This is a genomic window from Micromonospora sp. NPDC047548 (assembly GCF_040642975.1).
Lineage (GTDB): Bacteria > Actinomycetota > Actinomycetes > Mycobacteriales > Micromonosporaceae > Micromonospora.
Genome location: NZ_JBEYTI010000007.1, coordinates 1 through 12,000 on the forward strand (window position 1 = coordinate 1; position 12,000 = coordinate 12,000).

Annotated in this window: 14 protein-coding genes; 13 read left to right on the top strand and 1 reads right to left on the bottom strand. The window is 70.4% G+C overall.

The features are described 5' to 3' along the window. Positions 1–85: 85 nt before the first annotated feature. The 5 genes from paaB to ABZ807_RS09670 all read left to right on the top strand — a co-directional run bounded on the left by paaB (position 86) and on the right by ABZ807_RS09670 (position 3,154). Positions 86–406 (top strand): 1,2-phenylacetyl-CoA epoxidase subunit PaaB, encoded by a 321-nt coding sequence (paaB, locus tag ABZ807_RS09650; protein ID WP_357154814.1) that lies wholly within the window; start codon positions 86–88, stop codon positions 404–406. Further along, positions 403–1,128, top strand: a complete 726-nt coding sequence (gene paaC / locus ABZ807_RS09655; RefSeq protein WP_357154816.1) for a 1,2-phenylacetyl-CoA epoxidase subunit PaaC — start codon at positions 403–405, stop codon at positions 1,126–1,128. Before paaB ends, paaC begins: the two co-directional genes overlap by 4 nt. Next, the gene (gene paaD / locus ABZ807_RS09660) at positions 1,122–1,598 is read left to right on the top strand and encodes a 1,2-phenylacetyl-CoA epoxidase subunit PaaD (RefSeq protein ID WP_357155213.1); all 477 of its coding nucleotides are present in this window, start codon (positions 1,122–1,124) and stop codon (positions 1,596–1,598) included. The genes paaC and paaD overlap by 7 nt, the downstream gene beginning before the upstream one ends. Further along, on the top strand, positions 1,595–2,704 hold the full coding sequence (gene paaE, locus ABZ807_RS09665) for a 1,2-phenylacetyl-CoA epoxidase subunit PaaE (protein WP_357154818.1): 1,110 nt from the start codon (positions 1,595–1,597) through the stop codon (positions 2,702–2,704). The genes paaD and paaE overlap by 4 nt, the downstream gene beginning before the upstream one ends. Before the next feature lie 270 nt (positions 2,705–2,974). Continuing rightward, complete coding sequence (locus tag ABZ807_RS09670; protein ID WP_357155215.1) at positions 2,975–3,154, top strand: DUF397 domain-containing protein; 180 nt, start codon at positions 2,975–2,977, stop codon at positions 3,152–3,154. Positions 3,155–3,374: 220 nt separating this feature from the next. Here the strand turns inward: ABZ807_RS09670 and ABZ807_RS09675 are convergent, their stop codons facing one another. Beyond that, positions 3,375–4,502: a Fic family protein gene (locus tag ABZ807_RS09675; protein ID WP_357154819.1), complete on the bottom strand. Its 1,128-nt coding sequence runs from the start codon at positions 4,500–4,502 to the stop codon at positions 3,375–3,377. Positions 4,503–4,653: 151 nt separating this feature from the next. Between ABZ807_RS09675 and mqnC the strand changes: the two genes are divergently transcribed. The 8 genes from mqnC to ABZ807_RS09715 all read left to right on the top strand — a co-directional run bounded on the left by mqnC (position 4,654) and on the right by ABZ807_RS09715 (position 11,992). Beyond that, a complete protein-coding gene (gene mqnC / locus ABZ807_RS09680; RefSeq protein WP_357154821.1) occupies positions 4,654–5,844 on the top strand; it encodes a cyclic dehypoxanthinyl futalosine synthase in 1,191 nt (396 codons plus the stop codon). A gap of 458 nt (positions 5,845–6,302) precedes the next feature. Continuing rightward, positions 6,303–7,013 carry a demethylmenaquinone methyltransferase gene (locus ABZ807_RS09685; protein WP_357154822.1) on the top strand — a complete coding sequence of 237 codons (711 nt, stop codon included), beginning with the start codon at positions 6,303–6,305 and terminating at the stop codon, positions 7,011–7,013. 95 nt (positions 7,014–7,108) lie between these two features. Further along, positions 7,109–7,375 (top strand): hypothetical protein, encoded by a 267-nt coding sequence (locus ABZ807_RS09690; RefSeq protein WP_357154824.1) that lies wholly within the window; start codon positions 7,109–7,111, stop codon positions 7,373–7,375. Positions 7,376–7,469: 94 nt separating this feature from the next. Continuing rightward, positions 7,470–8,747 (top strand): geranylgeranyl reductase family protein, encoded by a 1,278-nt coding sequence (locus tag ABZ807_RS09695; protein WP_357154825.1) that lies wholly within the window; start codon positions 7,470–7,472, stop codon positions 8,745–8,747. Positions 8,748–8,878: 131 nt separating this feature from the next. Next, on the top strand, positions 8,879–9,244 hold the full coding sequence (locus tag ABZ807_RS09700) for an NADH-quinone oxidoreductase subunit A (RefSeq protein ID WP_088977004.1): 366 nt from the start codon (positions 8,879–8,881) through the stop codon (positions 9,242–9,244). A 14-nt stretch (positions 9,245–9,258) separates the two neighbouring features. Beyond that, positions 9,259–9,936, top strand: a complete 678-nt coding sequence (locus tag ABZ807_RS09705) for an NADH-quinone oxidoreductase subunit B family protein (RefSeq protein WP_357154827.1) — start codon at positions 9,259–9,261, stop codon at positions 9,934–9,936. After that, positions 9,933–10,670: an NADH-quinone oxidoreductase subunit C gene (locus ABZ807_RS09710; protein ID WP_357154829.1), complete on the top strand. Its 738-nt coding sequence runs from the start codon at positions 9,933–9,935 to the stop codon at positions 10,668–10,670. The genes ABZ807_RS09705 and ABZ807_RS09710 overlap by 4 nt, the downstream gene beginning before the upstream one ends. Continuing rightward, positions 10,667–11,992: an NADH-quinone oxidoreductase subunit D gene (locus ABZ807_RS09715; protein ID WP_357154831.1), complete on the top strand. Its 1,326-nt coding sequence runs from the start codon at positions 10,667–10,669 to the stop codon at positions 11,990–11,992. Before ABZ807_RS09710 ends, ABZ807_RS09715 begins: the two co-directional genes overlap by 4 nt. Positions 11,993–12,000 lie beyond the last annotated feature (8 nt).

The window sequence follows — 12,000 nt, forward strand, 5'->3', positions numbered from 1 at the left end:
CGAAGGTCGAGCGAGCTGGGCGATGGCCCGACGGTCACCGGTGCACTCGAACCAACATCAGCTCGAGTGAGACAAGGGTGCACCAATGAGCGAGCCCAGCGAGCGAACCGGCAAGGCCGGCGCAAGGGAACAATCGCCTCTGTGGGAGGTCTTCGTCCGGGCCCGGCGCGGGCTGTCGCACACCCACGTCGGCAGCCTGCACGCCCCCGACGCCGAGCTGGCCCTGCGCAACGCCCGGGACCTCTACACCCGCCGCCAGGAGGGGGTGTCGATCTGGGTGGTGCCGGCGAGCGCCATCACCGCGTCCAGCCCCGACGAGAAGGACGCCTTCTTCGACCCGGCCGCCGACAAGGTCTACCGCCATCCCACCTTCTACGAGGTGCCGGACGGGGTGGCGCACCTGTGAACGGCCCCTTCGATTTCGTCCTCGCGCTCGCCGACGACGCGCTGGTCGCCGCGCAGCGGCTCGGCGAGTGGGCCACCCGCGCGCCGGAGATGGAGGAGGACATCGCGCTGGCCAACATCGCCCTCGACCAGCTCGGCGCGGCCCGCCTGCTGCTGTCGTACGCGGGCGAGCTGGAGGGCGCCGGCCGGGACGAGGACGCGCTGGCGTACCTGCGCGACGACCGCGAGTTCCGCAACTGCCTCCTGGTGGAGCTGCCCAACGGCGACTTCGCGGTGACCATGGTGAAGCTGCTGCTGCTCTCGGCGTACCAGCTGCCGCTCTACACCGCGCTGGCCGGTTGCGCCGACGAGCGGCTGGCCGCGATCGGCGCCAAGGCGCGCAAGGAGTCCGCGTACCACCTGGACCACAGCTCGCTCTGGGTGAAGCGGCTCGGCGACGGCACCGAGGAGTCGCACCGGCGGGCGCAGGCCGCGCTGGAGCAGGTCTGGCCGTACCACCACGAGCTCTTCACGGCGGACCCGGCGGCGCCGGTCGACCCGGCCACCCTGCGGGCCGACTTCGACACCTGCGTCTCCGCCGTGCTCGACGAGGCGACGCTGACCCGGCCGCAGACCGGCTGGGCGCCGGCTGGCGGGCGTGACGGCGTGCACACCGAGCACCTGTCGTTCCTGCTCGCCGAGATGCAGGTGCTGCACCGCGCCCACCCCGGGGCGACCTGGTGAGTCCGAGGGAGGCCGTGGCGGCGGTGGTGGATCCGGAGATCCGGGTCATCACCATCGACGAGCTCGGCATCCTGCGGGCGGTCGACGAGGACCCGGCCAGCGGTCGGGTCGTCGTCACCATCACCCCCACCTACACCGGCTGCCCGGCGATGGACGTGATCCGGGCGGACATCCGCCGGGCCCTCGCCGCCGCCGGCCACCTCGACACCGAGGTCCGCACGGTCTACAGCCCGGCCTGGAGCACCGACTGGATCTCGGAGCGCGGGCGGGCCAAGCTGGCCGCCGCCGGCATCGCCCCGCCCGCCCCGGCCCGGACCGCGACCGTGGTGCCGCTGACCCTCGCCGTCCGCTGCCCGCGCTGCGGCTCCCCGGATACCGAGCAGCTCAGCCGCTTCGGCTCCACCGCGTGCAAGGCCCTCTGGCGCTGCCGTTCCTGCTCCGAACCCTTCGACCACCTGAAGGCGCTGTGACTGTCACCATCACCCGACCGGTCCGCCGCCGGCCGGCCTTCCACCCGCTGGATGTCGCCGCCGTCGACCGGCTCACCGACGATTCCGTGGCGATCACCTTCGCCGTGCCCGAGGAGCTGCGGGAGACCTTCGCGTTCTCCGCCGGCCAGCACCTCACCGTGCGCCGTGTGGGTGCGGACGGCGCGGACGTGCGGCGGTCGTACTCGATCTGCTCCACCCCCGACGACCTGGCCCGGCGCGGCCGGTTGCGGGTCGGTGTGCGGGAGATCCCCGGCGGCGCGTTCTCCGCGTTCGCCTGCGGCGCGCTGCGCGGCGGCGACACCGTGGAGGTGCTGCCCCCGCTGGGGCACTTCACCACGGCGTTCGCGCCGGACCGGGTCCGGCACTACGGCGCGGTGGTCGCCGGTTCCGGCATCACCCCGGTGCTCTCGCTGGTCGCGACCGCGCTGGCCGTCGAGCCGGCCAGCACCTTCACCCTGGTGTACGGCAACCGCACGGCCAACACGGTGATGTTCGCCGAGGAGCTGGCCGACCTGAAGGACCGCTACCCGACCCGGCTGCACCTGGTGCACGTGCTCTCCCGCGAGCAGGGTGAGTCGCCGCTGCTGTCGGGGCGGCTCGATGCCGAGCGGCTGCGTCGGCTGCTGGACACTATCGTGCCGGGTGACGCCATCGAGGAGTGGTTCCTCTGCGGCCCGTACGGCATGGTGGTGGCTGCCCGCGAGCTGCTGACCGGCCGTGGCCTGCCGGAGCCGGCGGTGCACACCGAGCTGTTCCACGTCGACGCCCCGCCGGAGCCGGTGCGCCGTCCCAGCGACGAGCCCGGCGCGGGGGCGGAGGTGACGATCGTGCTGGACGGCCGGTCGTCCCGCTTCACCATGGGGCGCGACGAGCGGGTGCTGGACGCGGCGCTCAAGGTCCGCGGCGAGCTGCCGTACGCCTGCAAGGGCGGCGTCTGCTCGACCTGCAAGGCGAAGGTCGTCGACGGGGCGGTGACGATGGCCCGCAACTACGCCCTGGAGCCCGACGAGATCGCCGCCGGGTACGTCCTCACCTGCCAGTCCAGCCCGACCACGGACAAGCTCACGGTCGACTACGACGCCTGACCGGCGCGCGGTCGGCCTGGGGCGGGGGTAACGTGCGGGATGCCAGGAGCATTAGCTCCTTGGAAGTGGACCCGGCAGCCTTCCGGACGGTGGGTGGGTCGGGTCTCGCGTTTCTCGGGCCACGACGGGCACCTACACGGACTTCCGGCCTGGGGAGCACTGGCCGTGCTACGACTACTGCCGGGCCTCCTCTGACTGCCGTCCGCCAGCGCCCTCATGATCGCCGATCAGACGGGGCGGTTGGCGTGCGCGGTCCAGTAAGTTGCCGAGCTGTCGGACGCGGTCTGGCGCAAGTCGAGGCGCAGCGGATCGAACGCCGACTGCGTCGAGGTCGCCGAGCTGACCCGGGCGATCGCCGTACGGGATTCCAAGGATCCGGGTGGGCCGGTGCTGGCCTTCGATCGCGCGGCCTGGTCTGCCTTCGTCGGGTGCGTACCGGAGCGGTCTTGATCGCGGAGTCGGCGGCCGACCCGGTACTGGAACGCTGGGTTACCGGCTCGCGTGCGACGGCTCCGACGAACCACGATCCGCTGCCCCCGCAAACTGAGACGTCAGCAGTTGCCACCCCTGCCTGTGCCCCCGGCTTGTGGCGACCCGACGCTCGACGTAGCCGCTCGATTGATCCAAGACCGACGTGCCGAGCGGGCCTGACTGTAAGGAGACAGGACGGTCAGCGCCGGTACGGGTCGATGATCTGGCGCGGTTGCAGCGCGGGAGTGGCGAGTTCGCGCAGCATGGCCGAGGCGACGTAGTACCTGCCTCGAGTCTCGCCGTGCTGTTCGAGGAACCCTGCCTTCACCAGGGACCGAAGGTCTCGAACGGCCTGGTCGTCGGTAAGGCCCTCGTCGCGCTGGTAGACCGTCCGGCGTACCCTACCGCCGGTCGCCGCGAGCTGGAGTGCGCTGACCACGCGCTCGGGAAGCCCGTCCCGGCGCACCCGGCCGTCGAGCAGTTCCCACAGGCGGGCGGCTTGGTCGATCCGCTGTCGGACCAGCTGTGCCTGCTGGTGGTGGGCACTCAGGCAGAAACGGATCCACGGCCTGGTGTCGTTCTCCGGCTGCCAGTTCGGGCCACCGACTTCGGCGAGCACATCGTAGTAGGCGTAGGTGTTCCGGCCGGTGCCCAGCCACTCCTCGATGGAGGAGAACTCGGGTGCGAGGACACCGTCGCGGGCGAGGACGAGAGTGTGCAGGCATCGTGACATCCGTCCGTTTCCGTCGCGCCATGGATGGATTTTCACCAGATTGAGGTGTGCCATCGACGCACGAACGAGGAGGGGGTTGTCGGGCTCTCCGTTGGCGAGCCAGTCGATCAGATCGGATACCAGGGAGGGGACATCGTCGGCGTCTGGCCCCGTGTAGACGCGGCGGCCGGTATCGGCTTCGTCGACATAGATGTCTCCGGGGCGGTACCGTCCCGGCCACTTGGCCAGTTCGTGCCGCATCATCATGAAGTGCAGGGCATTGAGGAGCATGTGCTGCCAGGCGAACTCACGGGAGTGGCCGAGCTGCTGCACGTAGGTGAGGGCATCCCGGTACCCGGTGATGACCTCCCACGTGCCCGGGCTCGTGTCCATCGGGTCTTCCCCGGCCACGGCGGCGACGGCGTCGTCCAACCCGACCTGGTACCCCTCAATCGAGTTGGACCCCTGAATCGCATGGGCGATCAGAGTTCTGCGAAGCTGCCCGCTCCACCGACGTGGCTCAGCTACCTGGTACCGCAAGGCTTCTCGCATCTTCTCCAACTCGGAGAGCACGCGTTCGTCGTCTTTCGTCAGGACCGGGGTCGAGTACAGCATGCAGTAATCATAGAATGATTCCTGGCTAGTGCCGAAATTATTGAGGCAATGCCGCGTTGCTCTGTGGTGGTGACCATCACCTCGTCTCATGGCGTCGCGGCGCATGGACGTGACAAACGTGTGTCTCGGCGCACGGCGTACTCTCGGGGGCGTGACGGTGAGCCGGGAGATCGACGACATCCTGCAGCGCGGCGCGGACGGCGGGCGGATCACGCCCGAGGAGGCCCTGCTGCTCTACACCGAGGCGCCCTTCCACGCGCTGGGCGAGGCGGCGGACGCGGTACGCCGGCGGCGCTACCCGGACAACATCGTCACGTACCTGATCGACCGCAACATCAACTACACCAACGTCTGCGTGACGGCGTGCAAGTTCTGCGCGTTCTACCGGGCCCCCAAGCACAAGGAGGGCTGGACCCACCCGACCGAGGAGATCCTGCGCCGCTGCGGCGAGGCGGTCGAGTTGGGCGCCACCCAGGTGATGCTCCAGGGCGGCCACCACCCGGACTACGGCGTCGAGTACTACGAGGAGCTCTTCTCCTCGGTCAAGAAGGCGTACCCGCAGCTCGCCATCCACTCGATCGGGCCGAGCGAGATCCTGCACATGGCGAAGGTCTCCGGCGTGAGCCTGGACGAGGCCATCGCCCGGATCAAGGCGGCCGGGCTGGACTCGATCGCCGGCGCCGGCGCGGAGATGCTGCCCGAGCGGCCGCGCAAGGCGATCGCGCCGCTCAAGGAGTCCGGCGAGCGCTGGCTGGAGGTCATGGAGCTGGCCCACCGCCAGGGCGTCGAGTCGACCGCGACGATGATGATGGGCACCGGCGAGACCAACGCCGAGCGGATCGATCACCTGCGGATGATCCGCGACGTGCAGGACCGCACCCAGGGCTTCCGGGCGTTCATCCCGTGGACGTACCAGCCGGAGAACAACCACCTCAAGGGCCGCACCCAGGCGACCACCCTGGAGTACCTGCGGCTGGTCGCGGTCTCCCGGCTCTTCTTCGAGACCGTGCCGCACCTGCAGGCGTCCTGGCTGACCACTGGCAAGGACGTCGGCCAGCTCGCGCTGCACATGGGCGTGGACGACCTGGGCTCGATCATGCTGGAGGAGAACGTCATCTCCTCGGCCGGCGCGCGGCACCGCTCCAACCTGCACGAGCTGATCGGCATGATCCGCTCCGCGGGCCGGATCCCCGCGCAGCGGGACACCCTCTACCACCGCCTCGCGGTGCACCACACCCCGGCGGACGACCCGACCGACGAGCGGGTGGTCTCACACTTCTCCTCGATCGCCATGCCCGGCGGCGGCGCCGGGAAGTCACTGCCGCTGGTCGAGGCCCACTGACCGCGCCGCCCAGATCGGTGGCATGGCCGGTGACCGACCGGACGTCCTGCTCAGGGCGACCGGAAGGGCATTCACCGCCATCGTTCGGAGGGGCAGCCCGGCGAGCGCCCCGCACAAGACCCCGCAAACTGGACAATCTCCTGGTGGCGGCGGGCACAGCTCGGAAACGATCGGCGCGGGGGGATGGCGGGGGCCCGTCGGCGACCGCTAACGTGCGGCCCGCGCACCTGCACTTTCCAGGGATTCCGGGCGGCGGGAAGCGGTCAGCCGGAGGCACGTCCTCCATCGGCCCATGAGGGCCGTTCATATATAACGCACGGCAGTGGGGGCGGGATGGGTGACCATCCCGCCCCCACTGTCTCGTCGATCGGCCCTGGCGCGCTGGCCCTGCTCGCCGCGTACCCGGGACCGGCCGACCCAGCGGCCGCCGGCCGGAGCCCGGCTGGCAGAGTGGAGGGGTGAGCCGTACCCCGCAGGGCCAGCGCGCCAGCCTGGACAAGCAGCCGCACGAGGTCGCCGCGATGTTCGACGGCGTGGCGGCTCGCTACGACCTGACCAATACCGTGATGACCGCCGGCCGGGACCGGGTGTGGCGCCGGGCCACCCGGGAGGCGCTCGGCCTGCGCCCGGGCGAGCGGGTGCTGGACGTGGGTGCGGGCACCGGCGTGTCCACCGAGGAGCTGAGCCGCTCCGGCGCGTACGCGGTCGGCGCCGACCTCTCCCTCGGCATGCTCCAGGCCGGTCGCCGGGCCCGGCCGCACGTGCCGCTGGTGGCCGGGGACGCGCTGCGGTTGCCCTTCCCGGACGCCACCTTCGACGCGGTGACCATCTCGTTCGCGCTGCGTAACGTGGTCGACACGGAGGCGGCACTGCGCGAGTTCGCCCGGGTGACCCGGCCGGGCGGCCGGCTGGTGATCTGTGAGTTGAGCCACCCGACCAACCTGGTGTTCCGCACCGCGTACCTGTCGTACCTGATGCGGTGGCTGCCGGCCGCCGCGCGGGTGGTGTCGAGCAACCCCGACGCGTACGTCTACCTCATCGAGTCGATCCGGGCCTGGCCCGATCAGGCCGCGCTCGCGGCGCGTATCCAGGAGGCCGGCTGGGGGCGGGTGGCCTGGCGGAACCTGACCGGCGGGCTGGCGGCGCTGCACCGCGCGGTCCGCGACTGACGCTCGGGCCCGGTCGCCGTACGGCCGCTTGAGAGTTGCCTGCCAGACTTCCGAATATGGCAGAATAGTCCACTTTGTGACCGTAAGCTCTGCCCATGACGCGAGCAGACGAGGCGCCCGGCGCGACGGACGAGGACGCCGCCGAACTCATCGCCCAGCTCCGCGAGTTGGCCGGCGCGGACCCGGCGGACGTCCGGCAGGTGGTCGCCGAGGTGCTGGCCGCGCTGGACCGGGCGGCCGGCGGCGCGCTGCGGGCACACCTGCCGGAGGCGATCCGGATCGACGCCGGTCTGGACGTGGTGACCCCTGTCACGGCTGACCCCCCAAATGGGCGTTCACCGGCTGTTACCTCGGCAAGTTAGGCCCCCCTAACCCGGCCCGCGCATAACACCGGTCATAGACTCCAACCCGATCGGCTTGTGAACGATTTCACGAGCATGCGGGGAGGAGGCGCAGATGACCGCGGTGGAGAACGACGCCGACGTGATCGTCGTGGGCGCCGGTCCCGGAGGATCGGCGACCGCGTACCACCTGGCGCGGCACGGCGTACGCGTGCTGCTGCTCGAGAAGACCGAGTTTCCCCGGGAGAAGGTCTGCGGCGACGGGCTCACCCCGCGCGCCGTGCGGCAGCTCATCCGGATGGGCGTGGACACCTCGCCCGAGGCGGGCTGGCTGCACAACAAGGGCCTGCGGGTGATCGGTGGCGGGGTACGCCTCGAACTCGACTGGCCCGACCTGGCCAGCTTCCCCAACTACGGTCTGGTCCGCACCCGGCTGGACTTCGACGACCTCCTCGCCCAGCGCGCGGTCGCCGCCGGCGCCAAGCTGCACACCAGCGTGAACGTGGTCGGTCCGGTGCTCGGCGCCGACGACCGGGTGATCGGCGTGCAGGCCGAGGTCGGCCCGGACAAGGAGCCGGCCACCTTCCACGCGCCGCTGGTGGTCGCCGCCGACGGCGTCTCCGGCCGATTCCCGCTCGCCCTCGGGCTGGCCAAGCGGGAGGACCGGCCGATCGGCGTGGCCGTCCGGCGCTACTACCGCTCGCCGGCCAAGCACGACGACAACTACCTGGAGTCGTGGCTGGAGCTGCGCAGCAAGGACAGCGGCGACAACCTGCTGCCCGGCTACGGCTGGATCTTCGGCCTCGGCGACGGCCGGGTCAACGTCGGCCTGGGAGTGCTCAACTCCTCCTCGGCCTTCGGCAAGACCAACTACCGTCGGCTGCTCACCGACTGGCTGGCCAACACCCCCGAGGACTGGGGGATGACCGACGAGGCGAACGCCGAGGGGCCGATCCTCGGCGCGGCGCTGCCGATGGGCTTCAACCGGGTCCCGCACTACACTCGGGGCGTGCTGCTGGTCGGCGACTCCGGCGGCATGGTCAACCCGTTCAACGGCGAGGGCATCGCGTACGCGATGGAGTCGGGCGAGCTGGCCGCGGAGGTCGCGGTCCAGGCGCTGGCCCGGCCCGCCGGCCCGGAACGGGAGCGCGCGCTGGCGGCGTACCCGACGGAGCTGAAGGCGCGGTTCGGCGGCTACTACCGGCTCGGCGGGATCTTCGTGAAGCTGATCGGCCGTCCGGAGATCATGCGGATCGCCACCAAGCACGGCATGCCGCACCCGACGCTGATGCGCTTCGTCCTCAAGCTGCTGGCCAACCTGACCGACCCGCGCGGCGGGGACGCGATGGACCGGGTCATCAACGCGATGACGAAGGCGGCACCAACCGTCTAGACCATCCGCCCGGGCCGGTGACGGCCCCGGGCGGGGACCGGATCGACCCCGCTGGCGGGCCCGGCGGGGAACGTGAATAGTGTGATTTTGCCAAGCACCAGGGGCCAGGGGAAGGACGAGCAGGAGAAGAGATGTCGCTCTCGCCTTACGCACCGATCATCGGGCTGTTTGCCCTCGCCGCGGGGTTCTCGCTGTTCTCCGTGGCCGCCGCCCGCTTCGCCGGTCCCCGGCGCTTCAACAAGGCCAAGCTCGAGGCGTACGAGTGCGGCATCGAGCCGAGCCCGCAGCCGGTCGGCGGCGGCCGGTTCCCGATCAAGTTCTACCTGACGGCGATGCTCTTCATCGTCTTCGACATCGAGATCATTTTCCTCTACCCGTGGGCGGTCTCGTTCGACGCCCTGCCGATCTTCGGCTTCGTGGAGATGGTCCTGTTCATCGTCGCGGTCTTCGTCGCGTACGCCTATGTGTGGCGGCGCGGCGGCCTGGACTGGGACTGAGGGAGGTACGTCAGATGGGCATCGAGGAGAAACTCCCCGCCGGCGTCCTGCTCACCTCCGTGGAGAAGCTGGTCAACTGGTCGCGGAAGTCGTCCGTCTGGGGCGCCACCTTCGGCCTGGCCTGCTGCGCCATCGAGATGATGGCCGCCGGTGGTCCGCACTACGACATGGGCCGCTGGGGCATGGAGGTCTTCCGGGCCTCGCCGCGCCAGGCCGACCTGATGATCGTGGCCGGCCGGGTGAGCCAGAAGATGGCTCCGGTGCTGCGCCAGATCTACGACCAGATGGCGGAGCCCCGCTGGGTGCTCTCCATGGGCGTCTGCGCCAGCAGCGGCGGCATGTTCAACAACTACGCGATCGTCCAGGGCGTCGACCACGTGGTGCCGGTGGACATGTACCTCCCCGGCTGCCCGCCCCGGCCCGAGATGCTCATCGACGCGATCCTCAAGCTCCGCGAGAAGATCATGTACGAGCCGCTGGGCCCGAACGGCCGCAAGATGCTCCAGGCCCGCCAGGAGCGCGGTGACGTGCCCGTCGTGCCGTACGGCTCGATGCCCTCGTCGTACCGCAACGACAAGGCCCGGCGTGCCGAGTGGACGCAGGCCGTCCGCGAGGGTCGCGAGGAGCAGCTGCGGATCGAGAACTGGATGAAGGCCCAGAACCACCTCCACGCCCACGGGGGCCCGAAGTGACCGCACCGAACGACAGGACCAACGACGGCGGCGTACCGGTGCCGGTGACGCCGGCCGGCGCCAGCAGCGGCACCCCGGCGGAGCACCCGCCGTCCAGCCCCGCCGGCCATGGCATGTTCGGCATCCACGGCAGTGGTGACGTGTCCGGCTTCGGCGGCCTGGTCCGCCAGCGCCGGCCGATCGAGGAGACCCCCCGGCCGTACGGCGGCTACTTCGACGAGGTCCGCGACGCGCTGGAGGAGGCGTACCCGGGCTTCGGCGAGGCGATCGAGAAGGTCGTCGTCGACCGCGGCGAGCTGACCCTGCACGTCCGTCCGGAGCGGATCGCCGAGGTCTGCCAGGTGATGCGGGACGACCTCGCGCTCCGCTTCGAGCTCTGCTCCTCGGTCTCCGGCGTGGACTACCTGGGCGCCGACGACCGGCGGCTGCACGTGGTCTACCAGCTCACCTCGATGACCTACCGGCGTTGGGTCCGGCTGGAGGCCGCGGTCTCCGCCGAGCAGCCGCACCTGCCGAGCGTCACCGGTGTCTACCCGACCGCCGACTGGCAGGAGCGGGAGGCGTACGACATGTTCGGCATCGTCTTCGACGGCCACCCCAACCTCACCCGGATCCTCATGCCGGACGACTGGGAGGGGCATCCGCAGCGCAAGGACTACCCGCTCGGCGGCGTGCCCGTCGAGTACAAGGGTGCGGAAATCCCACCGCCGGACCGTAGGAGGTCCTACCAGTGACCACGTCCAACTACGCGACCGAGCGCGAGACCACCGAGGGCAAGGTCTTCACCGTCACCGGTGGGGACTGGGACCAGGTCGTCTCCGGCACCGACCCGATCAACGACGAGCGGATCGTCGTCAACATGGGTCCACAGCACCCGTCCACGCACGGCGTGCTCCGGTTGATCCTGGAGCTGGAGGGCGAGACGGTCCGCGAGGCCCGCTCGGTCGTCGGCTACCTGCACACCGGCATCGAGAAGAACCTCGAATACCGCAACTGGGTCCAGGGCTCGACCTTCGTGACCCGGATGGACTACCTCGCCCCGCTGTTCAACGAGACGGCGTACGCGCTGGCGGTGGAGAAGCTGCTCGGCATCACCGACGAGGTGACCGAGCGGGCCACCACCATCCGGGTCCTGATGATGGAGCTCAACCGGATCTCCTCGCACCTGGTCTGGCTGGCCACCACCGGCATGGAACTGGGCGCGATCTCGATCATGCTCTACGGCTTCCGCGAGCGGGAGTACATCCTCGACATCTTCGAGACCATCACCGGCCTGCGGATGAACCACGCGTACGTCCGGCCGGGCGGCGTGGCGCAGGACGTGCCGGACGAGGCGGTCGCCAAGATCCGCGACTTCCTGAAGATGATGCCGAAGAAGCTCAAGGAGTACGAGGACCTCCTCTCCGGCCAGCCGATCTGGACCGAGCGGACCAAGGGCGTCGCGGTGCTCGACGTGACCGGCTGCGTCGCGCTCGGCGTCACCGGCCCGGTGCTCCGCTCCGCCGGTCTGGCCTGGGACCTGCGCAAGACCATGCCGTACTGCGGGTACGAGACGTACGAGTTCGACGTCCCGACCCACCCGGACGGCGACGTCTGGGGCCGCTACCTGGTCCGGCTCGCCGAGATCCGGGAGTCGCTCAAGCTCGTCGAGCAGGCGCTGGACCGGCTGAAGCCGGGCCCGGTGATGGTGGCCGACCGCAAGATCGCGTGGCCGGCACAGCTGGCCATCGGTGTGGACGGCATGGGCAACTCGCTGGAGCACGTCGCCAAGATCATGGGTCAGTCGATGGAGTCGCTGATCCACCACTTCAAGCTCGTGACCGAGGGCTTCCGGGTCCCGCCGGGCCAGGTGTACGTCGGCATCGAGGCGCCCCGCGGCGAGCTGGGCGTGCACGCGGTCTCCGACGGCGGCACCCGGCCCTACCGGGTGCACTACCGGGAGCCGAGCTTCATCAACCTCCAGGCCCTCCCGGCGATGGCCGAGGGCGGCCTGATCGCCGACGTGATCGCCGGTGGCGCCTCGCTGGACCCCGTCATGGGGGGGTGTGACAGGTGAGCGCGAGG